Consider the following 24,520-nt stretch of genomic DNA (forward strand, 5'->3'; position numbering starts at 1 on the left):
ACGGCAGGAGGATCCATGCGCAAGGTTCGGGTTCTACTCGGGGCGACTGCTCTGGGGATCGGCATCATGGTGACGGCCACCGCGGCGCCCGCGCAGGCCGACAGCATCAAACACGCCTGGTTTTCGGAAGGCGCCTGCATCTACGGCGGGAACATGGGCATTCAGGCCGGGTGGTGGACCACGTACAGGTGCGTCCACGGCAACGAGCAGAACCCGAACCTGTGGTTCCTGTACGCGTGATTGATTCACGGCTGATACACGGCTGAGCCGTCGCGGAGGCATGTCTCCGGCACCATGCCGAAGACCGACACCCTCTCCACGAGAGTCCATATATTGTCTTTTATGACTCTTTCACCACATATGGAGAGCTATGTCGGTTTCTGGCGTCGGGCCGATCGCTTCCGTGCCGCTCGTCGAGGACGACGAGGTGATCCGCAAGACGGTCGGCCTGGTGCTGGAACGGTACGGCTACCACGTGAGCACGGCCGGCGACGGCCTGACCGGTCTGGAGCTCTTCCGGGACGCCCGGCATGACCTGCTGTTGCTCGACGTGATGTTGCCGGGCCTGGACGGGATCGGGCTGTGCCGGCGAGTCCGGGAGACGAGCCTGGTCCCGATCCTGATGATGTCCGCGCGCGGGGACGCATTGGATGTGGTGTCGGGGCTGGAGGCCGGCGCCGACGACTACGTGGTCAAACCGGTCGACACCGCCGTGCTGGTGGCCAGGATCCGCTCGCTGTTGCGCAGGGCCACCGTCACCTCCGCGCTCGACCCCGGCGGCCGGGACCGGCTCGTCTTCGGTGACCTGGCCGTGGACACCGGCGCGCTGGAGGTGTTCCGGGGCGGCGAGCAGGTCGCGCTGGCTCCCACCGAGTTGCGGTTGCTGCTGGAGTTCGCCGCCAATCCGGGGATCGTCCTGGCCCGGCAGACGCTGTTGCGCAACGTCTGGGACTACGGGTGGGACGGGGACAGCCGGGTGGTCGACCTGTGTGTGCAGCGGCTGCGGAAGAAGATCGGCGCCGATCGGATCGAGACCGTCCGTGGTTTCGGCTACAAGTTGCGGCGCTGAATTGGGGCGCCGGCTGTTGAACTGGCGGTCGCTGCGCTGGCAGATCGCCGCGCTGGTGGCCGGGGCGTCCGTGGTGGTCGCGCTGGCCGTGGGGATTCTGGTCCACCAGAGCACCCTCGATCGTTCCATGAGCCTGGGCCGGGGTCAGGCGTCCGTCGCGCTGGCGTCCGTGATGGCCGACTATCGCCGTACGGGTGTGGTTCCGGCTGATCCGGCGGTGATTCCGGCCGCGCTGCTTCAGGAGGTCAGGAACACGGGGCTGGAGGGCACCTGGTATGACGATCGGCGGCCGGACATTCCCTGGATGTGGGCGGCTCAGCCGGTCGGCGGGGAGGTGCTGGCCGTACAGGTCGATATGGGGTCTGAGCTGCGTAATCTGCGGGCGCTCGACCGGCACATGGTGATGGCGTCGCTGGGTGTGCTCGGTGTCGTCGTGCCGCTGGCGGCGTTGGCGGCGGAGTTGCCCAACCGGCGGCTGAGGCGGGTGGCCCGGATCGCGCGGCGGATCGCGGACGGTGATCTGGGCGCGCGGACCTCGGCCGGCGGGGGTGGTGACGAGATCACCGAGATCTCGGTGGCCGTCGACTCGATGGCCGGGGCGCTGCACGAGCGGCTGCTCGGTGAGCAGCGGTTCACCGCAGACGTGGCCCACGAGCTGCGTACGCCGCTGATGGGCCTGATCACGTCCGCCGAGCTGCTGCCGGATGGCGAGGCGGCGGAGCTGGTGCGTGACCGGGTGCGGGTGCTGCGGACGCTGGTCGAGAACCTGCTGGAGATCTCCCGTCTCGACGCGGGCGCGGAGGAGGCGGAGCTCTCGTCGGTGCCGCTGGGTGAGGTCGTCGAGGACTCCATCCGCCGGACGGGGCTCCAGGTCAGGGTGACCGTGAGCGGTGAGCCGGTCGCGTACACCGATGCGCGCCGGATGGACCAGATCATCGCCAACCTGGTCGTCAACGCGCACCGCCACGGACGGCCGCCGGTGGAGGTCCGCGTGGCCGGGACGACGATCGTCGTGCGTGATCACGGCCCCGGATTCCCGGACGAACTGCTGGCGGAAGGACCGCAGCGTTTCCGTACCGGCGCGGCGGAACGCGGCCACGGTCACGGGCTCGGCCTGACCATCGCCGCCGGTCAGGCCCGGGTGATCGGCGCCGTGCTCTCTTTCGGCAACGCCCCGGACGGCGGCGCGACGGCGACACTCCGCCTGATACAGCCCTGATACGCGGCCAAGCGGCCATGGATACGTGGTCTCCACGGCATGGACACCCGGGCCGAACAGGGTGGCTGACATGCGGATCAGTGGACAGACAGCTCAGCGCGGCATCATTGGCGTGCTCATCGCCCTGACGGCCGGCCTCGTTGTGGCGGGCGTGGATATCGTCGCGCCCGCCGCGAGTTCGGTCGTCGGCGTCGACGACGGACTGGTGCCGGATGGCGGACGGCTCTCCCCGCACGACATCGAGTCGCCCGCGATCGCCAATCTGGACCCTGCGCTGCCGCGCGCCGTACAGCAGGCGGCGGATGACGCGGCCGGCGACGGGATCGACATGTTCCTGACGACCGGGTGGCGGAGCGAGGCATATCAGCGGCAGCTGTTCGGCGAAGCGGTCGTCAGATACGGCAGCGAGCGAGAAGCCCTCCGTTACGTCAGCACTCCGGAACGGTCGCACCACGTCACCGGTGACGCGGTGGACATCGGGCCCACCGACGCCGACAGCTGGCTCAGCCAGCACGGAACCGGCTACGGGCTGTGCCAGACCTACGCGAACGAGATGTGGCACTTCGAACTCGCCACGACGCCGGGCGGCGTCTGCCCCGAGATGCTCCCCGACGCGAGCGCCGCGGCGCACTAGCCACCTGAGGTTACTTTAAGTACCTGATCAGATGCTTATCGTGACGCGTTTATGCGGCGGGGTATGAGAGTTCCGTCCGGAGGCGGAAGCCCCTCCAGGGCAACCCGTAAGATGATCAAGAGAATTGGTGTCCCTTCACCCCCGGGGAGCGATTGCGTGCCGACTAGGCATCGGGTTCGTCAGGTCCTGGAACACCGGCTCGTGCAGCGAGCCCTCATCGCCGTCATCGTGATCAACGCCGTGACCATCGGGTGCGAGACCAGCTCGTTCCTGATGGAGCGGGCCGGCGGGCTGTTACACGCCATCGACCGGATCGCGCTGGCAATCTTCATCGTCGAGATCGCCGCCCGCCTGTACGCGGACGGGCGCGCCTTCTGGTCCGATCCGTGGAACTGGTTCGACGCGATCATCGTGGGCATCGCGCTGGTCCCGGCGTCAGGGCCCGCCTCCGTGCTGCGGGCGCTGCGGATCATGCGGGCGCTCCGGCTGGTCTCGGCGGTGCCGAGCATGCGGCGCGTGGTCAGCGCGCTGCTGACGGCCGTACCCGGCATGGCCTCCATCATCGGGCTGCTGGTCCTGATGATCTACATCGCGGCGGTGATCGCCACCAAGCTGTTCGGCGACATCGTCCCGGAACGCTTCGACGCGCTCCCCCGCTCCCTGTTCACCCTGTTCCAGATCATGACCGGGGACGACTGGGGAAATGTCGCCCAGGAGGTGATGGAGGAGAAGCCGTGGGCCTGGATCTTCTTCATCGTCTACATCCTGATCTCCACCTTCGTCGCCCTGAACCTCTTCATCGCGGTCGTGGTCAACGCCATGAACGACGCCGAACCCTCCCCTTCCGAAACCCGCGCCCAAGAGGACATCGAAGCCCTCAAACAAGACCTGGCCGCCGTCAACGCCAAACTCGACCTACTCCTGTCCCATACCTCGCAGGTACGGATGAGCACCAACGGCCGCTCCCACGCCGACTAGAAATCGCCGGGTTCGACTGTGCCTGCACTGATGCAGCCGGCCGAATTCCAGGTGATCGTAATGTGTGGCCACCAGACGCCTGCTGATCGTCGACGACGATCCGGCTTTCCGTACCGTCGCCCGCGCGCTGCTCGACGGGGAGGCGTTCCAGGTGGCCGGTGACGCCGCCACCGGCTCGGCCGCGCTGGCCGAGGTGGTCAGGCTGCGCCCGGCGGTCGTCCTGCTGGACGTGCAGCTCCCCGACACCAGCGGGTTCGAGGTGTGCCCCGCGCTGATTCGGGCCGGCGCCGCGGTCGTGCTCACCTCGGTACGGGAGGCGGCGGACTACGGCCCCCTGGTGGAACGCTGCGGCGCGCGGGGATTCATACCGAAAAGAGCTCTATCTGCAGAAGAACTGACCCGCGTCCTGGATACGGTTTGACCTTGAATGGACGGCCGACAAGACTTCAGGCGTGACGCCGAGGCCAGCTGAATCACCACGCTGGTGGGACGGGCACAAAGCCATGGGGGCGCTCGCTCTGGGGGGAGCCGCCTTTGGCGTGCAGACCACCTTTATCGCCGCGGGAGTGCCGAATTCAGACGCATTTCGGGTGACATTACACGCGGTCGCCGGAATGCTCTTTCTCGTTTCCGGCCTGCTGGCGCACTATCGGCGGCCGACCAACAGAGTCGGCCTGCTCATGATGGGGGTGGCGATCGGTTTCTTCGCCGAGGACCTGCAGCTCTCCGGCGTCGCCTGGGCGCACACCCTCGGCCAGCTGACCGTGGCCGCCTCCAGCCCGTTCCTGGTCCAGCTGGCGCTGGCGTTCCCGACCGGCAGGCTGGAGACCCGCCCGCAGCGAATCCTTGCCGGGGTCGCCTACGCCGGGGCCGCGGCGACCGGCCTGATCATCGCGCTCTTCGTGGACCAGCACGCGCGCTTCGCCGAGAACGCGGTCGGCCTGCTGCTCATCAGCGACAACGTCGCCGTGGAGTCGGTGATGAAGGTCGCCTCGCCGCTGACGGCCTTCTTCGTCTCGGTCGGGCTGATGGTCGTCCTGATCCGGCGCTGGCTCAGGTCACGGCAGCTCATGCGCTCACTGCTGGCGCCCGTGCTCACCCTCCTGATAGCGGGCGGGCTGTTCTCCTCAATCGGCCAGTTCTCGCAGAGTTTCAGCTTCATCGAGGACCGATTCTCGCTGTACGACACGTTCATCCGTTCCTATGACGTGTTCTTCGCCATCCTGCCGCTCGCGTTCCTATCCGGAATGATCTATTTCTACCTGGGTCGCGGCGCGGTCAACCGGCTCCTCCGGCAGCTGCGCGAGCCGAAAGAAGTCGGCGAGATCGAGGAACTGCTCTCCCACTCACTCCGGGACGACTCCCTGCGGGTGGCCTTCACCGCCGATCCGGGCCCGGTGGACGAACAGGGCGCCCCGGTGCCGATCGCGCCGTTCCAGACCGTCACCCCCCTCGGCGGGAGCGGCCACCGCCAGGCCGTCCTCGTACATGATTCGCTGCTGACCGAGGACCCGCGCGTGCTGGAGGCCGTCGCCGCGGCGGCCGGCCTCGCCCTGGCCAACCAGTCACTGGCCGCCCAGGTGGCCGCGCAACTCGCCGAGGTACGCGCGTCCCGGGCCAGAATCGTGAAAGCCGCCGACGACGAACGCCGCAGAATCGAGCAGAACCTGCACGACAGCGCCCAGAGCCGCCTGGTCACCGCGTTGCTCAACGTCAACCTGGTCCGCCGCACGCTCGCCCGGCAGGACGCGCGGGAAGCCGATCTGCTGGCCCTGGTCTCCGAGGCGCTGACCGCGTCCCTGGCCGAGATCAGGGTCCTGGCCCAGGGCCTCTACCCGGCCCTGCTGACCGCGGGCGGCCTGTCCATCGCCGTCGACGAGCTGGTCGCCCAGCTGCCGCTGCCGGTCGACACCGACCTCGGCCCGCTGCCCAGATTCGCGCCCGAGGTCGAGGCCGCCGCCTACTTCGTCGTCGCCGAAGGCCTGACCAACGCGCTGAAACACGCCCAGGCCACCCGCCTGCGAGTCGGCATGCGCCACGCCGGCGCCACCCTGACCGTCACGGTCGCCGACGACGGCCGCGGCGGCGCCGACCACGCCACCGGCTCCGGCCTGCAAGGACTCCTCGACCGCGTCGCCGCGCTCGGCGGCGACCTCACCCTCCACAGTCCCGCCCAGGGCGGGACCACCATCAAGGCGGTGCTTCCCGTTGACACCCGCTGACCGCGCGCCCCTGCGCGTCGTCCTCGCCGAAGACTCAGGTCTGGTACGCGAGGCGGTGGCCAGAGCCCTGCGCAACGAAGGCGTCGAGGTCGCCGCCGAGGTCGGCGACGCGGAGACCCTGCACGCCGCCGCGGCGGAACACGCCCCGGACGTGGCCGTGATCGACGTCCGGATGCCCCCCGGCTACCGGACCGAGGGCCTGCGCGCCGCCCTCGACCTGCGCCGCCGCCACCCGGGCATCGGCATCCTGCTGCTGTCGGCCCGGCTGGAGACCCGCTACCTGTTCACCCTGCTCGACGGCGCTCCGCGCGGTGTCGGCTACCTGCTCAAGGACCGGGTCGCCGGGATCGAGGAGTTCGTCGACGCGCTCCGCCAGATCCACGCGGGCGGCTGCGTCATCGACCCCGAGGTGGTCGCCAAACTCCTGGCCCGCCGGGCCGCCCAGGCGACCCTGCTCAGCTCCCGCGAACTGGACATCCTGGGCTTGATGGCCGAGGGCCTGTCCAACCAGGCCATCAGCCGGCGCCTGCACCTGGCGCCCCGAACCGTCGAAGCGCACATCCGGAGCGTGTTCATCCGGCTCGACCTGCCGCCCGCGCCCGACTACCACCGCCGGGTCCAGGCCGTCCTCGCCTACCTGCGGCGGGACGGATCGTCGTAGCTTGCAGGAGATGGGCTGCTCCCCCGCATCCCAAACCTCGCCGAACTCATCGCTGAACAGCTCGCGCCGGACGGGCGTCACCGGCGGGAGACATCCTCTCCAGGCGGGTGCGAGCCGTGCCAGTTCGGTCTGGACGGAGTCGTTGAGGTCGGCCTGGAGGTCGAGGTTGGAGACGGGAGGGAGGCAGCCTTCGATGATGTGAACGGCCGCCCGGGGTCCTTCCGCGTAGCTGAACATGAGGCGGAACGAGGCGCCTGGCTTGCCTCCCTGGCAGCCGTCGCCGCCCGGCCAGTGGTCCAGGGAGTTCAAGGCCGCCGCGAGGCGCCGCGCCTCCTGCGGGCCGTGCTGCGCGCGCGTGTCCTTGCCGGTTGGGCCGTGCTTGCAGATCAGCACCGAGACGGGCGTTTCTGGGACCATCAGGGTTTCCTGGCCTCGACGCCCGCCCGGCCCGAGGCAGACGTCCTCCGGCGGTTCTATCCGCCAATTTCCGGTGGGTAGGCGGCGGTGATCGTCTTTCCGACGTAGGACCGGGATTTGATGGTGCCGTTGGTCGTCGTCGCGCAGGAGTTGACCTCCTCGGCGCTGCCCAGCCACAGGGACTTTCCGCCGGGGTAGTCGAAACGGATGAGGTAGTTGATCATCGGCCCGCCCATCATGGTGCACGACCAGCCGTCGTCCCGGGCGATGGGGAGATAGGACAGGTCCCGGGCCATCCTCTGAACGCCGTCCGCCAGTAGCCGAGATCCGGCGAACCGTTCGCGGCCCATCTTCATGTTGCTCCCCGGGTAGGCGCAGATCGTCGCCGCGACCGGTTCGCCGGGCACCAGCGTGTCCCCGGCTCCGTCGATGCCCGAGGCCGCGGGAACCCATCCCCCTGCGCCTCCCCCGCCGTACTGCGGCGGGCAGGCTGACCGCACGGTCGGCGTCTCGGAGACCGAGGCCGAGGTCAGAACAGCCAGCGAACACAACACGACCGCCGTCAGCGCGAGACCGGCCCCCAGATGGCGCTTCACACCAGTGAAGACGTCGATCACACCCGATCGGTTCGCCGGGCGCGGCCAAATCATCCATGCCCGGCTACTAAACGGTCAGCTATCGGGACAGGTCGCAGCGGCCACGTTGTGGCCGGAACGACGGCCCGCCCTGATTGAGGGCGGGTGATAATTCTGTCGTGACGGGGCATTCCAGGCGGTTGTTCTTCCAGGCCGGTGCTGTCGCCGCCGCTGGGGTGCTTGGTGCGCTGGTTCCGGCGCTGCCGGCGAATACGCCGGGCAGTTCATTCATTCTGTTGCGGCGGCGTTGGCTTGAGGTGACCGCGGGGTCCGGGCTGGACGCGCGGGTGGAGCCGTATCGGACGAGGTTGGCCGTGCTGGGGGCGAAGGCGGCGCGGCATCGGGATGCGATGGTGCTGGGCGAGGGGTCGGTTTGGGGGGATCTGCCGTTTCCGTCGTTCATGGCGACGCCGGCACGTCTCCAGCAGATGGCGCGGGCTTTCGTGCTGCCGGGGACCGGGGTGACCGGGGACGCGCGACTGGGAGAGGCGGTCGCGGCCGGGGTCGATCACTATCGGCGGCAGGTGTACGCGGCGGGGGCGGATCCGGTGGGGAATTGGTGGCATTGGGAGATCGGGGTTCCGAAGCGGTTGCTTGACGCGGCGGTGCTGGTCGGGGATCACTTCGGCGAGAGGCGGAGCGCGAAGCTCCGGGATGCCGTGGACTATTTCGTGCCGGAGCGGCGGCTGGGGAGTTATCGCGGGAACAGCACCGGGGCCAATCGGGTGGATCTGTGTCTGGTGATGTTGTTGCGGGCGATGCTGCGGGCGGATCCGGAGAAAGCGGATCTGGCGGTGGCCGCTCTTTCGCCGGTCTTTCCCTATGTCGAGGAGGGCGATGGGTTCTACCGGGACGGGTCGTTCATCCAGCACACGTTCATTCCCTACCAGGGCGCGTACGGCTCGTCGTTGCTGAACGGGATCGCCACCATTTTCGCGGTGCTGCGCGGATCCCCGTGGGAGATCACCGACGAGAACATCTTCGAGACCGTGGACCGGTCATTCGCACCTTTCATTCACAACGGGTTCTGCATGGATCTGGTCCGGGGGCGGGGAATCAACCGGAGGCCGTTCGGGGACCATCAGCGGGGGCGGGAGATCGCGGCCTCGATTCTGCTGCTCGGGGAGGCGGCGGAGCCCGCGGTGCGGTCGCGATGGCAGGGCATGGTGAAAGGGTGGGCTCAGCGGAACACGCACGAACCCATGCTCAAGGCCGCCGAGCGGGATGATCTGGGGTTTCATGCCAGGCTTGCCGCGGTTCTGGATGATGACGCGATCGCGGCCGTGGATGAGCCGGTCGGGCATCGGTTGCTGCCGATGAGCGCGCGAGCCGTACATCGGAGGGCGGGGTGGTGTGCGGGGCTGAGTATGGCCTCGGATCGGGTCGGGCACTATGAGCATGGGAACGGCGAGAACCTGCGGGGGTGGCACACCGGTTCGGGGATGCTCTACTGGTGGGCGGCCGGGCATGGGGATCAGTATTCGGATTCGTTCTGGCCGACCGTCGATCCGTACCGGCTGCCGGGCACGACCGTGTCCACGCGGCGGCTGCCGGACGGCGCGGGGGGCGGGTGGGGGGATACCTGCCCGCCGGGGCGGTGGGTCGGTGGCGCGACCGACGGACTGTACGCGACGGTGGGTCAGCACCTGAACGGGCTGGAAAGCACGATGGAGGCTTTCAAGTCGTGGTTCTTCCTGGACGACGCGGTGGTCTGCTTGGGCGCGGGAATCACCAGTGAGGACGGCGTTCCCGTCGAAACCATCGTGGACAACCGCAGAACAGATGCGTTGCTCATTTCTCACGAAAAATGGGCGCATCTGGATGGGCATGCTGGTTACGTGTTCCCGCCCGGGATCAAAACGCTCCGGGAGAGACGCACCGCCGGCCTGGTGGCCCGGGATTATGTGACGCTCTGGCTGGATCACGGGACGGATCCCAGTTCAGCCGGATATTTCTACGTTCTCCTGCCGGGGGCGACGCAGGCGGAGACGCGGGCCCGCGCCGAAGACGCCGCCTGGGTGAACGTCCTGGCCAACACCGCGCGGCAGCAGGCCGTGCGCATCCCCTCCCTCGGGATCACCGCGGCCAACTTCTGGCGCGACGGGGCCGCGGGCCCGCTGATCGCGTCCGCGCCGTGCGCCGTCCTCGCCAGGGAGCACTCCGACGGCACGGCGACCGTGACCGTGTCGGACCCCCGGCGGGACCTGTCCGGGCTCACCGTGACCTGGAGACGCGCGACCACCGGGATCCTGCGCGATCACCCTCTCGTCACCGGCGTCCGGACCGGTTCGGAGCTCACCCTGACCTTCGGCCGGCTGGCCGACCGGCACGGCGCCTCGATCACCGTCACGATTTCCTGAGGTCGCGGACGTACAGGCCGAACCAGGAGTAGCCGAAGTCCTCGGTCGACTCCAAAGTGAAGTCCGGGTCGGCCATGAGGGCCAGGTATCGCTCGTCGTCCTCGGCGAACGCGCTGTTCTGATGTTTGCGGCCGCCCGTGACCACCCAGATCCTGTCCACGCCGGCCAGGGCGGCCGTGAGTTCGGGTGCGGTTCTGGGTGTGTCGCGGTCCGGGGGGTAGGTGAGATCGCGCAGGTCGCGGTAGGCGGCGTCGTACACGCCCGCGAACAGGCGGCCGAACTCGTTCACGTAGAGGACGGCGTCGCCGGGGCGTCCCCGGGCCTGGAGCGCCAGAGCCATGCCGCGCAGATCGTCTGGACGGGAGTCGGGTTCGCGGATCCGCAGGTGGGCGGGGACGGTCAGCGCCACGACGAGCGCCAGGCCGAGCCACGTCAGGGCGCGGGGGCGCAGGGCGTCGAGACCGGCTCCGGCGAGCAGCGCCATTGCGGGGACGGCGAACAGCAGGTAGCGCGGGCTGTAGACGGGATAGAGCTGCGAGATCGCCATGGACAGGACCGGCAGGAGCGCCCAGGGCACGGCGACAACGGCCAGCCGACGGTCACGAACGGCACCGCAGATCACGAGAACGAGCAGTGGCAGGGCGACCCAGGCGTTCCCGGCGATCTCGTCGCCGAGTGTGGGGACGGCGGCGAACGTGGGCGGCTTCAGCCACCCCAGCTGTGCGTCCCGCTGGCTGACCGCCAGAAACGCCAGCGGCAGGATCCCCACCCCGGCCAGCGCGAGCGACTCGCCGAACCTGCCCACGCCACGACGCCAGTACGCCACGGTGATCGCGTGCGCGAAGACCAGCAGCAAGGCGTACACGTGGAACCATCCGAGCAGGATCAGGCTCGCCGCGTAACCGGCATACCATCCCCGATGCTCCCGGCGGACGGCCTCGACCAGCAGCCAGGTGGACAGCACGGCCACCGCCGTCACGATCGCGTAGCTGCGCGCCTCCTGGGCGTACCGGCTGACCATCGGCAACGCCACGAAGACCAGCCCGGCCAGCAGACCGGCCCGGGGCGAGACCAGCCGCCGTCCCAGCACCACGATCCCGTACGCCGCGGCCACGGTCGCCAGCACCGACGGCAGCCGCAGCGCCAGCTCACCGGTCGAGACCGCCGCGAACGGACGCAGGATCAGGTAGTAGAGCGCGTGCACCCGATCGATGTGATCGAGCAGCCGCCACAGGTCGCCGAAGGGCATCGACGCGGCCAGGGCGCTCACCGATTCGTCCCGCCAGAACGACGGCGTGGTGACCCCCCACAGGCCCACCACGGCCGCCGCCACTGCCGGAACCGCGTCCGGCCAGCGCGACCGGATTTCGGTTGCTTCAAAAATAGCCCTTGCCATGGGGCTATTTCATAGCATCACGCCAAGTCGGCACCCCTATCAGCCCCGGCCTGGGGTCGGCCTCGCCGGCCACGGGCCTTCGGGTAGTCTGTCGATGCGTACCGACGCGACCAAGGAGGTGAGACCCATTACCGCCAGATCAGGCCGGGTGCTCTCCTCTCACGGCCGTCCTCGGTGACATCGAGAGCGCCCTTCGGCTTCCCCGGAAGGTTGCTCAATGTCGCTTCTCACTCTGCCCGCCATCGTCATCCGGCTGCGCGCCGCAGGCTGCGTATTCGCCGAGGATGAGGCGGAGCTGCTCGTCTCCACCGCCACCACCCCCGATGATCTCGCGGGTATGGTCGACCGGCGGGTCGCCGGGCTCCCGCTGGAACATGTCCTGGGCTGGGCGGAATTCTGTGGTCTGCGGATCGCCGTGGATCCCGGGGTGTTCGTCCCGCGACGCCGTACCGAATTCCTGGTCGCGCAGGCGCTCGCGCTGGCGGCCGGCCGGGACGTGATCGTGGACCTGTGCTGCGGCTCCGGCGCGGTGGGCGCGGCCCTGGCCGCCGCGCTCGGCCAGGTCGAGTTGCACGCGGTGGACATCGATCCGCTCGCCGTGCGGTGCGCGCGGCGCAATCTCGACGCTCCCGTGTACCAGGGCGACCTGTACGACCCGCTTCCGCCGGACCTGCGGGGGCGAGTCGGGATCCTGGTGGCGAGCGCCCCTTACGTCCCCACCGACGCGATCGGCCTGCTGCCGGCCGAGGCCCGGGTGCACGAGCCGAGAGTCGCCCTCGACGGCGGGGCCGACGGACTGGACGTCGTCCGCCGGGTGGCCGCCCAGGCGGTGCGCTGGCTCGCCCCCGGCGGGCGGCTGCTGGTCGAGACCAGCGCCCGGCAGGCCGGCAGCACGGCCGAGGCGGTCGCGGCGGGCGGCATGGTCCCCCTGGTGACCGGCTCCGACGACCTGGACGCCACCGTCGTGATCGGAACCCCCATCGGGGTGGCATAGATTCACGGGTCCGCCGCGTCCTTGGTTGGTGACACGGCGAGGAGGACCGGGTGGATCCAGGGTTTGAGGCGGACTTCCAGCAGTTCGTCGTCGCTCGCTCCGGTGCGCTGTTCCGCACCGCGTACCTGCTGACCGGGGACAGGCACGCCGCCGAGTACCTGGTCCAGTCGGCGCTGGCGAAGACGGCGGCGAAGCTGGCCGATCTGCGCGACCCGGCGGCCGTGGAGGGGTACGTGCGCCGGGTCATGTACCACGAGCAGGTGAGTTCGTGGCGGCGGCGGTCGCGGGTCAGCGAGGTGTCCACCGAGCACCTGCCCGACCGGATCGGGGCCGGGCACGCCGACGTGACCGACCTACGGGTGGTGATGCGGGCGGCGCTGGCGCGGCTGACCGCGCGGCAGCGCAGCATCCTGGTGCTGCGCTACTTCGAGGACCTGTCGGAAACCGAGATCGCCCGGGTGCTGGGGCTCCGGGTCGGTTCGGTGCGCAGCCAGGTTCACCGCTCGCTGAAGCGGCTCAGGAAGATCGCTCCGGAACTGGACGCGGTGAGGGAGTTCGGATGAACATCGAGGATCTGCTGCGCGAGGCCCTGGCCGACATGTCCGTGGAGGCGGAGCCGCCGCCCCCGTCCCGGTTCCTGCGTTCCGCCCCGGCGCGTCCGCGCCGCCGGTGGGGGGTGGCGCTGGTCTCGGCCGCGGTGGTGGCCGCGCTGGTCGGCGGGTCGACGTTCCTGATCGAGAAACTGTCCGCCGCCGGGCCGGAACCCGCGGACCGGACAGTCGTGCTGCCACCGAAGCCCGCGCCTCCTCGCCCGTTGAAGGAGATCTGGCCAGGAGCCGTCCATACGCTCCCGCTGGAGCTCCAAAACGGCCTGGAGTTCGCTCCGCAGGTGTTCCTCGACGACCGGACGCTCCTGGTCAGAACGGGTGAAGGGCCCAAGCCGGGCTTCTGGGCGTACGACCTGCGTACCGGCCAGGCCAGGAGGCACATCACGTTCGCCGCGCCCGCGGGGACCGACCACACCTCCTATGTGACCATGTCGGCGGGCCAGCTCCTCTGGTTCACCGTGGGGCCGGGCGGCATGCTGGACATCTTCACCGTACCGGTGGGCGGCGGAACCGCCCGCAAGGTCACCTCAATCAATCAGACCATGAAATATGGCGACATCGATCTGATGGCGGTCGCCGGCGGGAAGCTGTACCTGTCGCGCCGGAAGGGCGGCGTCTACACGGTTCCGATGTCCGGCGGCGTTCTGGCCCTGATGCCCGGCACGGACAGGCTCCACCTCATGCAGTGGCCCTGGGCCGCATACCCGCAGCCCCCCATGGCGCGTGGCTACATGCCCAGAGGCGACGTCATCGTCAACGTCCTGACCGGCGAGCGGATGGGCCGCTTCAAGGACCCCGACGAGAGCGCCTCGCCATGGGACTGCCTGCTGGTCTGGTGCGTGCAGGCCTCAACGAATGAGGCGCGCCGCCGGGACGGCTCCGGGGCGCATCAGATGCCCGGATTGTCCTATGACCACGCACCCGTGCTCGATCGGTTCAAAACCCTGACCACCAGAGACGACACGGTCCGCGTCTTCCTGTACGACCTCGCCACCGGCGACACCGCGGACCTCGGCATCCGCGAGAAGGCCGGCACCAGGCAGGCGTCCTCGCTGCTGGAGCAGACCTCGCTGCACCCCTACAACGCGCCGGTGCTCTTCTACCGGCTCAACGGCCGGATGGTGGTGGTGGACCTCACCGCGATCGACTGACGATCATTCGCCAGATGCCGACCTGCACCAGCCCGAGCACGATGGCGAACGGCATCAACGTCCAGACGCCGACGCTCTGCGCGATGGCCCCGGCCATCCACGGCAGCACGGACCCGCCGACGACCGAGACCCCGTTCATCACGCCGATCGCGGTGGGCACCAGCCGATCCGGGACCAGGTTGGGCACCACCGCCATCGCGGTCGGGAAGATCGGCCCGAGGAAGAAGCCCAGCAGCACGAACCCGACGGCGGCCACGGCGTACCCCGGCGCCACCCAGATCAGCGCGGCGGACGCGGTCACCCCCGCCAGGCAGCCGAAGGTGATCCCGGTCGGCCCCACCCCGAACCGGACCGCGATCGGGCTGATCAGGAAGCGGCCCAGCGTCAGCCCCAGCCAGTAGCCGCTGACGGTGTACCCGGCGACCAGGTCCACCTGCGCGTGCTCGTCCACCAGGAAGGTGAACCCCCAGTTCCCGACGCCGATCTCCAGCCCGACGTACACCGCGAGGAAGACCGACGCCAGCACCACGACCGGGCTGCGCAGAACCGTAGGCAATAACCGCGTCTGTACGGCTTCGCCCGCCGCCGCGACCTCCCGCCGCGGAAACACGACCAGAAACCCGATGACCAGCGGCACCGCGATGAGCCCCAGCACCAGCCACACCGCCGTCCACGGCAGGAACCCCACCAGCCAGGCCGCCAGCAACGGCCCCAGCAGCGCCCCCACCCCGAAGAACGCGTGCAGCCGGTTGAGCAGCGTCGTGGCCGAAGGCAGTCCGGTCAGGTAGGTGTTGAGCACCGACTCCAGCAGGCCCGTGCCGTACCCCACGAAGAGCTGGACCACGATGAGCCCAATGAAGGACGGCCGGATCGCCGTGTACAGGGCCGCCGCCACGAACGCGCCGCCGCCCACGGCCAGCGCGATCCGCGTCCCGAGCCGGTGGATCAACGCGCCCGAGGACGCTCCGGCGAGCATGAACCCCGCCGAGAAGGCGAAGAAGGTGATGCCGACGGTGGCCTTGTCCACGCCGTAGTCGTCGATCTGCGCGGGGAGCAGCACACCGCTCACGCCGGTGCCCAGGCCGACCAGGATGAACGCGGCATACGCCAGGACAACCGAAAATCGCCAGGGAGAACCCAACACGGACACAAATCCCCCATCGTTGTACGGTCGGGACATCTCCACCGAACGGCAGCATACGCGGCGAGAAGCATCGCAGACTAGTCAGTATCGGCACGAATCACCGCCCAGCTGACGGACCGGCGCGTCTCAAATACCGGGAAAGCGCGTGTTGTTTTCGGTCAACCCGGCGCGCGGGCGGCGAAGATCGGGAAAGACCGGGTGATGCTGCATGCCACCGATCGCGCCGAGAACGAGTTCGAGGACATCTACTCCGGCCATCTCGGCCGGCGATCCCTGCCCAAGCTGGTCATCCCCGACGGCCCCAGCGACCCCCGCACGGTGTACGCCCTGATCCGCGACGAACTGGCTCTCGACGGCAACTCCTCCCAGAACCTCGCCACCTTCTGCACGACCTGGACGGAACCGGAAGTCCACCGCCTGATGGACGACTGCGTCAGCAAGAACATGATCGACAAGGACGAGTACCCGCAGACCGCGGAGATCGAGTCCCGGTGCGTGCACATCCTGGCCAACCTGTGGCACAGCCCGAGCGGCGCCCGGACGATCGGCTGCTCGACGACGGGATCGAGCGAGGCGGCCATGCTGGCCGGGCTGGCGCTGAAGTGGCGCTGGCGCAAGCGGCATGGGACCGGGCGTCCCAACCTGGTGTGCGGCCCGGTGCAGGTGTGCTGGGAGAAGTTCGCCCGCTACTTCGACGTGGAACTCCGGCAGGTCCCGCTGCGACCCGGCGCGACCGGCCTGCGGCCGGAACAGCTGCGCGCCCACGTCGACGAGAACACGATCGGCGTCGTGGCCATCCTCGGCGTCACCTTCACCTGCGACTACGAACCTGTCGCCGAACTCGCCGCCGAACTGGACGCCATCCAAGCCGACACCGGGCTGGACATCCCCCTGCACATCGACGCCGCCAGCGGCGGATTCATCGCCCCTTTCGTCCAGCCCGACCTGGAATGGGACTTCCGAATTCCCCGGGTGGCGTCGATCAATTCCTCCGGCCACAAATACGGCCTGGCCCCGCTCGGCGTCGGCTGGGTGGTCTGGCGCTCGGCCGACCTGCTGCCGGAGGAACTCATCTTCCGGGTCGATTACCTGGGCGGCGAAATGCCGACTTTCGCGCTGAACTTCAGCCGTCCCGCCGGGGAGATCGTCGCCCAGTACTACAACTTCCTGCGGCTTGGCCGCGAAGGCTACACCGCGATCCAGCGCGTCTGCCTGGACACCGCCGCCCACCTGGCCGGACAGATCGAGCGGATGGGCCCTTTCACCCTTCTGTACGACGGCGAGGGCGGCCTTCCCGCGGTCTGCTACACGACCACGGACGACGCGGGATTCTCCCTTTATGACCTTTCTCTCCAGCTCCGCATCAAAGGCTGGCAGGTTCCCGCGTACCCATTGCCGCCCGACCGGCAGGAAACGGTCGTGCAGCGGGTGCTCGTCCGGCACGGCATCAGCCGGGACGTCATCTCCCTGCTCGCCCAGGACATTCGCTGGGGTGTCGAGCAGCTGATCGGCGCCCCCGCCAAACGCCCGCACGTCAGCTTCCACCATTAGGAAAGGCCCAAAATAGGATTTGTCCCACCCTGGCCCCGGCAGGCACTCGATTTTGTCGGGTTCGGTAGGTAATACTCACCCAATGGTGGCGATTCCGCCCCGCTTTGGATGGTGCCCATGCCTCGTCGTTGGTGTTCCGCGTTAGGCCTGATCACGGTCGCGCCGTGGCTGCTGGTCTCCGTCCAGAACCTCACCGACGACGCCCCCGACGGCACCTACCGCTCGGTCCTCGCCATGCTCGCCGCCCAGCTCCTGGTCCTGCTCGCCTTCGCGGCGACCTGGACCCGCTGGAAGGCCGTCCCCGCGCTGCTGGCCCTGTCCGTCGCCGCGTACGCGCTGGCGGCGATCTTCGCGGCGATCGAGAACGACGGCAGTCCGGTCTTGGCGGTCATCCTGTTCACCCTGGCCCCGGCCATGGCGGCGTTGCCGATCATCTTGAGCAGCCGGGGCCAGACAGCCGGGTCAGGCCGGGTTCCTCAACCGCGACCGGCCGCCGAGCTCGTAGGTGCGGCCGATCCGCGCACCCCGGTTCAGTGAGCGGCGTCCGGGACTCGTGATTCGACCGGCGGCCTTTCGGACGGCGGCCTGAGGCCGGGGGCCAGCGCCAGCGTGACGGCCACGGAGGCGACCGCCATGAAACCCATCGCGGTGGCCGGGCTGGTGAGCTGGGCGATCGTGCCCGCCACGGCGGAACCGACACCCTGCATGGTGAGCAGGCCGGAGGATTGCAGGCCGAGTGCCTGGCCGGAGACGGACTCAGGGGTCAGGGCGAGCAGGCGTTCCTGGAGCAGCAGGCTGGCCGAGAACCCGATCGAGGCGAGGGTCACGGCGGCCAGGGCGACAGGGAACGGCGGATCGACCAGGAAGATCAGGTACGGGATGGCGAGCAGGAGGCGGAGCGGGGCGCCCAGCCGCAGCCGCCAGTACGGCGTGATGAAACGGCCGGCCGCGACGTCGCCGGCGAGCATGCCGAGGGCGGTGCCGGCGAACAGCAGCCCGGCTCTGACGGGGTCGAAGGACACGAAAAGGGACTCGCAGCCGACGATCAAGCCGTTCGGCACCCAGAGGGCCAGGTAGATGGAGCGGCGGGACCCCGCGGACCAGAGGAGACGGTTGGTCCGCCAGGTTTCGGAGATCGAGGGGCGGCCGCCGGCGCGGGCCGGGCGGCGGGTCAGGCCGAGGCGGGCGATGAGGGCGGCCAGCAGGTAGAGGCCGGCGCCGGTGAGCAGGGTGAGGGCGGGAGTCAGGAGGGTGACGAGGAGGCCGCCCACGGCGTACCCGGCGATCTGCTGGACGGCGACGGACATGCCGATCGTGGAGCGGCCGAGCAGGAAGCCGTCCCTGGGCAGGATCTCGTTGAGCAGCCCGAAGCGCACGCCACCGCCGAGGGAGGCGGCCAGGCCCAGGGCGAAGATGATCGTGAAGATCGCCCAGAGGGGCAGGCCGGGAACGGCGAGCGACGCCGTCCCCACGCCGAAGACCACGGCGAGAGCGGTCAGGGCGGCCCGCGGCGGCACCCGGTCGGCGGCCGACAGCAGAGCCATCGCGCCGATCATCTGCGCGAAGGACGGGCCGAACATGCTGAGCGCCGACAGCAGCGGCGAGTCCGTGGCGCGGTACACGAGCACGCCCAGGGCCAGCCCGCTGACGGTGGACGCGGCGATCTGAACGGATACGAGGGTGAACAGGGGGGTGAATTCGGGTACGCGAAAAAGCTCCCGGTAGGTGCGCATGCCGGGCAGTCTCCGGGCCACCCCAGGAAGGGCGTTATTGTTTCGCGGGGAGGCGAAACCAACAGGGTTGCGGCAGGCATGGTTTCGCGGAGAGGCGGCCAATGGGCCTACGGCAGGCCAGCCCTGATTCGCGGAGAGGCGACCGACGGGGTTGCGGCAGGCCGACATCGTTCCGCCGAGAGGCGACCGACGGGGTTGCGGCAGGCCGACATTGATTCGCCGCAGGCCGGCATTCCGCCGAGAGGCGACCAATGGGTTGCGGCAGGGCGGCATTGATTCGCAAGGAGGCGATCGATGGGGTTGTGGCAGGTCAACGCGGACACAATGGCGGGCAGCCGGTTCGTGGTCTCAGTCGCGGCCGAGACCACGGCCTGTATGTTCGCCCTGCGGAAGGCCCATGCCGGGCATCCGGCCGAACAGCGGTGGCTGGCCGCACATCTGCCCGCCTACCAGGCCAGGCTGGCCGGTGACCCGATCACCGCACTGCTGCTCCAGGCGGCGTTCGGCCGGAGCTGGATCGCCGACTTCCTCACCCCGACCCCGCCCGGCGACGGCGCCCCCAGCTTCCTGGATGAGGTCGCCAAAGTGCGGAACACGCCTCCCGAGGTCGTCCACGCCGACCTGGAGGTGTGCCTGCGCCGCCCTCTCCCGGCCGCGCTCCGCCGCGACGACCTCGCCGACCGGGCCGCCGACCTGCTGGAATGGGTGTGGGCGGAAGCCGTCGAGCGTTACTGGCCGAAACGGCAGCGCATCCTGGAGGCCGACATTGTCGCCCGTACCTCGCGGCTGGGTCAGGGCGGCTGGGCGGCGGCGCTGGACGACATGCGCCAGGGCATGCGGTGGCTGGGCGAGAACCGGCTCCAGATCAACACGCTGGACAATCCGCCGCGGGATGTGCGGAACGCGCAGCTGATGTTCGTACCGGTCACGCCTCGATGGGGGTGGGTCTCCTGGAGCAGCGGGCGGCGCTTCTGCGTCGTCTACCCCTGCTCGGGCACGCTGGCCGAGCCCGATCCCGCGCCGGTTCCTGACGCGCTGGCGCGGCTGCTCGGCGCGGGCCGCGCGGCCGTCCTGATGCTGCTCGACACCCCGAAGAGCACTTCTCACCTGGTGGCGCTGACCGGTCAGCCCCTGGGCTCGGTGGGCCGCCACCTCAAGATCCTCCTGGACGCGGGCCTGGTCCAGCGCCGCAGATCGGGACGATCCGTCCTGTACTACTGGACCGAACCGGGCCAAGTGTTGGTGACCGCTCCGGCTCGCCACCACCGGTAACGCCCCGGCTCGCCACCACCGGTAACGCCCCGGCTCGCCATCACGGGTAGCCGGTCACCGGGCGACCCGATGTTCGACCTTCGGACGCGGCAGGCCGGTTGCCGGGTGGCCGCCGCAAGCTTTTCCACGATCGGAGCGATCTCCTCGAAACAGGCGATCAGCTCCTCTTCGCTCACCGGTCCGACAGATCACCGGTGCCGCCTGCGCTTCTTCGACGCGCCGGGCTTACAACTCCCAACCGAAAAGGCGAGTCGCTGGGTCGGTCGCCGTTATCCAGCGCCGTTCACGCAGGTGATGCTTCTCGCCGCGCCGGCACCAAGAACGCGCGGCCCATTCTGTTAGTGGTTCCTAGGATCCGCCGAGAATTAACTTGCGCGCCCACAAAGGGTTCACCGAGGTCAGAGACCTATGAATTAACGGGTGAATTCTCCGCAAGCCCTTATCGCACGGCCGGGGCGATCAAGTTGCCAGACCGACGCGGTCAGGTTGCCGGGCCGACGCGATCAAGTTGCCGGAGCGGCGCGGTCAGGTTGCCGGGCCGACGTGGTCAGGCTGCCGGGGTGGCGCGGTGTCCTGGCCGTCCACCTGGGCACCGCGCCCGGTGTTCTCCCACCGACAATGAAAGCGCTGTTCGGCGTCGGCGCACAGGTCCACTCCTACTCGGGAAAATGAGTGAGGTGGCCCTTTCGGCGCTCGGCCGGGGGCTTCGGAAGTTCCGGGGCGGGGAACAGGTCGCCGACCAGGAGCGCCGCAGCCTGGATCGCGGTGGCGAGGATGTCGGCGTCGTCGGCCTCGGTGCCCCGGGCGGCCAGCACGGTGGTGTGCAGGCTGAGCAGGGCCAGCCGGATCCGCAGGCGATCTTGTAGGGGCGCGCAGGGGCCCAGGATCAGCAGGGTGGCCCGCTCGATCCGCTGGAACACGCCGTCCTGGCCCGCGGGCATTGCGGCGCGCAGGGCGGTCTGGTTCACGGCCGCGAACCGCATGGTCCGCAGTCCGCGCCGGGTGCTCAGGGCGAGCCATCGGCTCAGGATCTCGCACGAGCGCTCCGGGGACGGCGGCTGCCCGTCGGCCCAGTCCAGGAGTTCGTCGAGCGCTCCCAGGTGCTCCTGCAGGAAGCCGAGAAGAATGGCCTCCTTGCTGGCGAAGTGGTAGTAGAGGGCGGCCTTGGTGATGCCGAGCTGCTCGGCGATCTCACGCATCGACGTGGCGTCGAATCCGCGCTCGGTGAACAGGTCCACCGCGACGTCCTGGATCTCGGCCCGCCTGTCGCTACCCCTGCGCCGGGTGCCGCCCACATGTTCCGCCTTCCTCGCCGTTCCTCTCCTTGATCCTCACATGGCCTGGTCTTCCCTGGAGTCTATTCGCTTGGTTGCACGTTTGCTTACCGGCCGGTTAGCAAGGTACGCTTACCGACCGACCGGTCAGTTGCCTGAGGTGTAGGAGAGCGGCGATGGACAGCGCGAAAGACACAGACGACGCCTCCCCCGAAGACATCATCACCCTGTTCACCTCGGGCGCGACCGTGACCGCCGCCGGCATCGTCACCCACCGGGCCCCGCTGCGCGTCACGGCCAAAGCCGTCACGGCCGAAACCGTCACGGGCAAGCACGGCGCGGGCAAGCGCATCGCGGCCAGGCCCGGCACAGGCAAGCCGGAGCTAATCGCGGTCGGCAGCTGAATCCGGTCACGACGCCGTCATGCTCGATCTCGCGCTTCCCTCCGCTCCGCTGCTGGCGTACCTGACAGTCGGTGTAGTTGCGGCGCTGGACCTGTTCGTGCCGGTCCTCCCCTCCGGCACGCTGCTGATCACCGGTGGTGCCCTGGCCGCCCAGGGTGAGCTGACCGTCATCGGCCTGATGGCCTTCGGGGTCGTCGGCGCCTGGGCCGGGGACCTGGGCGGTTACCGGCTCGGCCGGAACGTCGCCCGCGGCCTGGCCCACCTGCGCCATTCCGCGTCGGCCGCCCCCAGTCGTCCCCGCGTGGCCGCCACGTCCTGGCAGGCACGCCTCCTGCGGCACAGCGTGCTCACCCTGATCGCCGCGCGCTACCTGCCAGCTGGCCGTACCGTCGCGGCCGTGACCGCCGGTCGGCGGGCCTACCCCTGGCGCCGCTACGCCCTGTCCGCACTGGCCGCCGAAACACTGTGGGCGGTCCCCGCCGTCCTGCTCGGCTACCTGGGCGGTCAGTTCATCCCTATCCCACTCCTGGTCGCCTTCGGCCTCACCACCCTGGCCGTCACCGTCATCGTCACCATCGTCCGCCGATTGCGGGGATCATCCGGCCCCTGACGTCAGACCGTGTCTCCTCCTGCCGCGGCTTAGGACTTGCAGAGAATTAACCCGTAGGTTCCAGATCTCTGACCTCGATAAACCCTTTTGTGGGCGCCAATTTAATTCTCGGCGGATCCTAGGAACACCAACAGAATGGCCCGCCCTTGGCACCGGCGCGGTGAGAAGCATCACCTGCGTCAACAGCGCTGGATAACGGCGATCGACCCAGCGACTCGCCTATTTCATTAGGAGTTGTCAAGCCGTACAAGATGGCCTGAGTGGTGTCGCCCAGTTCACGGAAGGTTATGCTGGCGAGAGCGAACTCGTCTGAGCCGAGCATCGTGGCGGCTGTCGGGATCCTTCGTCAGCCGGCGGACATTCCGCCGTCGATCGCGAGCGCGGCTCCCGTAATGAACCTGGCTTCGTCGCTCAGCAGGAACGCCACGAAGGCCGCGATCTCCTCCGGCTGTCCGATCCGCCCGACCGGGTGCATCGCCCCGGCCGCGCGCAGGGACTCCTCTGGTGTCGGGCCCATGTTGGCACGCAGCAGCGGGGTGTCGACGCCGCCGGTGATCAGGGCGTTGATCCGTACGCCGGACGCGGCCGTGTCGAGCGCCGCCGACCGGGTGAGGCCGACCACGCCGTGCTTGGCGGCGCTGTAGGAGGCCATGCCCGCCTGCCCTGTGACGCCAAGGATGGAGGCGTTGTTCACGATCGCGCCGCCGCCGCTCGCCCGCAGCGCGGGAATCTGGTGTTTCAGGCCGAAGAAGACGCTGCTGAGGTTGAGCGCCAGGTCAGCGTGCCAGGCGTCGCCGTCCACGTCGGTCACCGAGCCGGCCGCGGTGGCGGCGCCGACGTTGTTGAACGCGCCGTCGAGCCGGCCGTACCGGCTCACCGCCTGCCGGACCAGCTCCGCCACCTCAGCCTCCACCGTCACATCGGCCGGGACGAAGACGGCCTCCCGTCCGGCGGCGCGCAGGCCGGCCACCACCGCGTCTCCGGCCTGCTTGCCGCGGGCCGCCAGGACGACCTTCGCGCCCTCGGCCGCGACCCGCTCGGCGACGGCACGGCCCATGCCGGAGGTGCCGCCGGTGATCAGGATGACTTTCTCTGCGAAACGTGCGGACACGACTACTCCTTTGTCAGTACGGGTTGGTGAGGTCAGAAGGTGAGCACGAGCCGGCCGCGGAGACCGCCGGCCTCCAGCCGCCGGTGCGCGTCGGCCGCCTCGGCGCCGGGGAGGGTCGTCGCGACGCGCGGGGTGAGGACGCCCGACTCGGCGAGCCGTCGGATCTGGTGCAGCTTGTCCGTCCGCCCCGCGTAGTCGGGGACGAATATCGCCCGGAGGGAGATCCCGCCGCTGCCGTCGAGCTCGTGGCCGCCGGGTTCATCGGCGCTACGGAATCGGGCGTACGCGCCGCCGTGACGTACCGCCTCGAAAAGGCGCGGCCCGGCCAGCGCCGTGTCGGCGATCGCGTCCACGCCATCCGGATAGCGGGCCCGGATTCGTCCGGCGACGTCCGATCCCCTGGCCACGACATCGGCCGCGCCGGACCGGCGGACCAGGGCCTCGTCGGCGGGCGCGGCATCAGCGACGACGGTCAGTCCCGCGTGCCTGCCCAGCTGGACCAGGTAGCCGCCGAGTGTCCCGGCGGCTCCGATCACGGCGAGGACCGAGCCGGGGGCGAGCGCCAGCCGGTCCAGCGTCAACTGCGCGGTGAGCCCGTTCATCGGCAGCGTCGCCGCCGCCGCGTGATCGGTGCCCGCCGGTGCGCGGACCACCCAGCCGGCCGGCAACACCACATACTCGGCGTAAGCGCCGGCGGCCGGGCCGAGCGGCATCACCATTGCCATTACCGGCTCACCCGGGGACAGCTCGGTCTCCGTTCCCGGGCCGATCTCGTCGATCACTCCGGCGATGTCCATTCCGGGTACGTACGGGCCGGGCACCCCGGCGAACGCCCGCGCCTGCGCGCCGGAGCGCAGCAGCGTGTCCGCCGGATTCACCGCGGCCGCACGCACCCGCACCCGGACCTCACCGGGCCCGGCGTGCGGCTCCGGCAGGTCGACGACCCGCAGCACGTCGGGCCCCCCGAATTCATAGAAACCAATTGCTCGCAAAACCCCAGCTCCCCGATGGTTCTCTTTTGATACCAGGTACGTTTCGTACCCTCGCATCGGTGTGTCGGACGCGGCAAGAGAGCAC

Annotated in this window: 24 protein-coding genes; 17 read left to right on the plus strand and 7 right to left on the minus strand. The window is 69.4% G+C overall.

The window, feature by feature from the left end:
* Nucleotides 1–15 precede the first annotated feature (15 nt).
* The 8 genes from Acor_RS18325 to Acor_RS18360 all read left to right on the plus strand — a co-directional run bounded on the left by Acor_RS18325 (nucleotide 16) and on the right by Acor_RS18360 (nucleotide 6,783).
* Nucleotides 16–240 (plus strand): hypothetical protein, encoded by a 225-nt coding sequence (locus tag Acor_RS18325; protein WP_155337898.1) that lies wholly within the window; start codon nucleotides 16–18, stop codon nucleotides 238–240.
* Between the two features lie 130 nt (nucleotides 241–370).
* Nucleotides 371–1,069 carry a two-component system response regulator CseB gene (gene cseB, locus Acor_RS18330; protein WP_155337899.1) on the plus strand — a complete coding sequence of 233 codons (699 nt, stop codon included), beginning with the start codon at nucleotides 371–373 and terminating at the stop codon, nucleotides 1,067–1,069.
* A gap of 16 nt (nucleotides 1,070–1,085) precedes the next feature.
* Complete coding sequence (locus tag Acor_RS18335; RefSeq protein WP_246238729.1) at nucleotides 1,086–2,288, plus strand: sensor histidine kinase; 1,203 nt, start codon at nucleotides 1,086–1,088, stop codon at nucleotides 2,286–2,288.
* Between the two features lie 70 nt (nucleotides 2,289–2,358).
* A complete protein-coding gene (locus tag Acor_RS18340; protein ID WP_155337901.1) occupies nucleotides 2,359–2,922 on the plus strand; it encodes a M15 family metallopeptidase in 564 nt (187 codons plus the stop codon).
* A 156-nt stretch (nucleotides 2,923–3,078) separates the two neighbouring features.
* Nucleotides 3,079–3,900: an ion transporter gene (locus Acor_RS18345; RefSeq protein ID WP_246238734.1), complete on the plus strand. Its 822-nt coding sequence runs from the start codon at nucleotides 3,079–3,081 to the stop codon at nucleotides 3,898–3,900.
* A 64-nt stretch (nucleotides 3,901–3,964) separates the two neighbouring features.
* Nucleotides 3,965–4,321 (plus strand): response regulator, encoded by a 357-nt coding sequence (locus tag Acor_RS18350; protein ID WP_155337903.1) that lies wholly within the window; start codon nucleotides 3,965–3,967, stop codon nucleotides 4,319–4,321.
* Between the two features lie 193 nt (nucleotides 4,322–4,514).
* A complete protein-coding gene (locus tag Acor_RS18355) occupies nucleotides 4,515–6,122 on the plus strand; it encodes a sensor histidine kinase (protein WP_170316987.1) in 1,608 nt (535 codons plus the stop codon).
* A complete protein-coding gene (locus Acor_RS18360) occupies nucleotides 6,109–6,783 on the plus strand; it encodes a response regulator transcription factor (RefSeq protein WP_308805663.1) in 675 nt (224 codons plus the stop codon). The genes Acor_RS18355 and Acor_RS18360 overlap by 14 nt, the downstream gene beginning before the upstream one ends.
* Before the next feature lie 473 nt (nucleotides 6,784–7,256).
* Here Acor_RS18360 and Acor_RS18365 read toward each other — a convergent pair whose 3' ends face one another.
* Nucleotides 7,257–7,796, minus strand: coding sequence for a hypothetical protein (locus tag Acor_RS18365; protein ID WP_155337905.1), 540 nt, complete (start codon nucleotides 7,794–7,796; stop codon nucleotides 7,257–7,259).
* A 158-nt stretch (nucleotides 7,797–7,954) separates the two neighbouring features.
* On the opposite strand from Acor_RS18365, the gene Acor_RS18370 reads away from it, so the two are divergent.
* Nucleotides 7,955–10,195: a polysaccharide lyase 8 family protein gene (locus Acor_RS18370; protein ID WP_155337906.1), complete on the plus strand. Its 2,241-nt coding sequence runs from the start codon at nucleotides 7,955–7,957 to the stop codon at nucleotides 10,193–10,195.
* Here the strand turns inward: Acor_RS18370 and Acor_RS18375 are convergent.
* Entirely contained in the window at nucleotides 10,182–11,591 is a 1,410-nt protein-coding gene (locus Acor_RS18375) for a glycosyltransferase family 39 protein (RefSeq protein ID WP_155337907.1), read from the minus strand. The two genes, Acor_RS18370 and Acor_RS18375, sit on opposite strands and share 14 nt — an antisense overlap.
* 217 nt (nucleotides 11,592–11,808) lie before the next feature.
* Between Acor_RS18375 and Acor_RS18380 the strand changes: the two genes are divergently transcribed.
* From Acor_RS18380 to Acor_RS18390, 3 genes are read left to right on the plus strand one after another with little or no spacing between them, the layout of a single operon-like run.
* Nucleotides 11,809–12,585 (plus strand): putative protein N(5)-glutamine methyltransferase, encoded by a 777-nt coding sequence (locus Acor_RS18380; RefSeq protein ID WP_155337908.1) that lies wholly within the window; start codon nucleotides 11,809–11,811, stop codon nucleotides 12,583–12,585.
* A gap of 50 nt (nucleotides 12,586–12,635) precedes the next feature.
* Entirely contained in the window at nucleotides 12,636–13,148 is a 513-nt protein-coding gene (locus Acor_RS18385; protein WP_155337909.1) for a SigE family RNA polymerase sigma factor, read from the plus strand.
* Entirely contained in the window at nucleotides 13,145–14,344 is a 1,200-nt protein-coding gene (locus tag Acor_RS18390; RefSeq protein ID WP_155337910.1) for a TolB-like translocation protein, read from the plus strand. The genes Acor_RS18385 and Acor_RS18390 overlap by 4 nt, the downstream gene beginning before the upstream one ends.
* Here the strand turns inward: Acor_RS18390 and Acor_RS18395 are convergent.
* Nucleotides 14,328–15,488, minus strand: a complete 1,161-nt coding sequence (locus Acor_RS18395) for an MFS transporter (protein WP_218034354.1) — start codon at nucleotides 15,486–15,488, stop codon at nucleotides 14,328–14,330. The genes Acor_RS18390 and Acor_RS18395 overlap by 17 nt on opposite strands.
* Before the next feature lie 201 nt (nucleotides 15,489–15,689).
* On the opposite strand from Acor_RS18395, the gene gad reads away from it, so the two are divergent.
* Both gad and Acor_RS18405 read left to right on the plus strand, forming a co-directional pair.
* Nucleotides 15,690–17,039 (plus strand): glutamate decarboxylase, encoded by a 1,350-nt coding sequence (gad, locus tag Acor_RS18400; RefSeq protein ID WP_155337911.1) that lies wholly within the window; start codon nucleotides 15,690–15,692, stop codon nucleotides 17,037–17,039.
* Nucleotides 17,040–17,156: 117 nt separating this feature from the next.
* A complete protein-coding gene (locus tag Acor_RS18405) occupies nucleotides 17,157–17,576 on the plus strand; it encodes a hypothetical protein (RefSeq protein ID WP_155337912.1) in 420 nt (139 codons plus the stop codon).
* On the opposite strand, the gene Acor_RS18410 is transcribed toward Acor_RS18405, so the two are convergent.
* Nucleotides 17,570–18,772 (minus strand): MFS transporter, encoded by a 1,203-nt coding sequence (locus tag Acor_RS18410; RefSeq protein WP_155337913.1) that lies wholly within the window; start codon nucleotides 18,770–18,772, stop codon nucleotides 17,570–17,572. The genes Acor_RS18405 and Acor_RS18410 overlap by 7 nt on opposite strands.
* A 294-nt stretch (nucleotides 18,773–19,066) precedes the next feature.
* On the opposite strand from Acor_RS18410, the gene Acor_RS18415 reads away from it, so the two are divergent.
* Nucleotides 19,067–20,044, plus strand: coding sequence for an ArsR/SmtB family transcription factor (locus Acor_RS18415; protein WP_155337914.1), 978 nt, complete (start codon nucleotides 19,067–19,069; stop codon nucleotides 20,042–20,044).
* Between the two features lie 656 nt (nucleotides 20,045–20,700).
* Here Acor_RS18415 and Acor_RS18420 read toward each other — a convergent pair.
* Complete coding sequence (locus Acor_RS18420; RefSeq protein WP_155337915.1) at nucleotides 20,701–21,339, minus strand: TetR/AcrR family transcriptional regulator; 639 nt, start codon at nucleotides 21,337–21,339, stop codon at nucleotides 20,701–20,703.
* Between the two features lie 155 nt (nucleotides 21,340–21,494).
* On the opposite strand from Acor_RS18420, the gene Acor_RS18425 reads away from it, so the two are divergent.
* Both Acor_RS18425 and Acor_RS18430 read left to right on the plus strand, forming a co-directional pair.
* On the plus strand, nucleotides 21,495–21,722 hold the full coding sequence (locus Acor_RS18425) for a hypothetical protein (RefSeq protein WP_155337916.1): 228 nt from the start codon (nucleotides 21,495–21,497) through the stop codon (nucleotides 21,720–21,722).
* Between the two features lie 19 nt (nucleotides 21,723–21,741).
* Nucleotides 21,742–22,332, plus strand: coding sequence for a DedA family protein (locus tag Acor_RS18430; RefSeq protein ID WP_155337917.1), 591 nt, complete (start codon nucleotides 21,742–21,744; stop codon nucleotides 22,330–22,332).
* Nucleotides 22,333–22,678: 346 nt separating this feature from the next.
* Here Acor_RS18430 and Acor_RS18435 read toward each other — a convergent pair whose 3' ends face one another.
* Nucleotides 22,679–23,443, minus strand: coding sequence for an SDR family NAD(P)-dependent oxidoreductase (locus Acor_RS18435; RefSeq protein WP_155337918.1), 765 nt, complete (start codon nucleotides 23,441–23,443; stop codon nucleotides 22,679–22,681).
* Between the two features lie 32 nt (nucleotides 23,444–23,475).
* A complete protein-coding gene (locus Acor_RS18440) occupies nucleotides 23,476–24,396 on the minus strand; it encodes an NADP-dependent oxidoreductase (RefSeq protein WP_246238735.1) in 921 nt (306 codons plus the stop codon).
* Nucleotides 24,397–24,520: the final 124 nt, after the last annotated feature.

The sequence above is a fragment of the Acrocarpospora corrugata genome (assembly GCF_009687845.1).
Lineage (GTDB): Bacteria > Actinomycetota > Actinomycetes > Streptosporangiales > Streptosporangiaceae > Acrocarpospora > Acrocarpospora corrugata.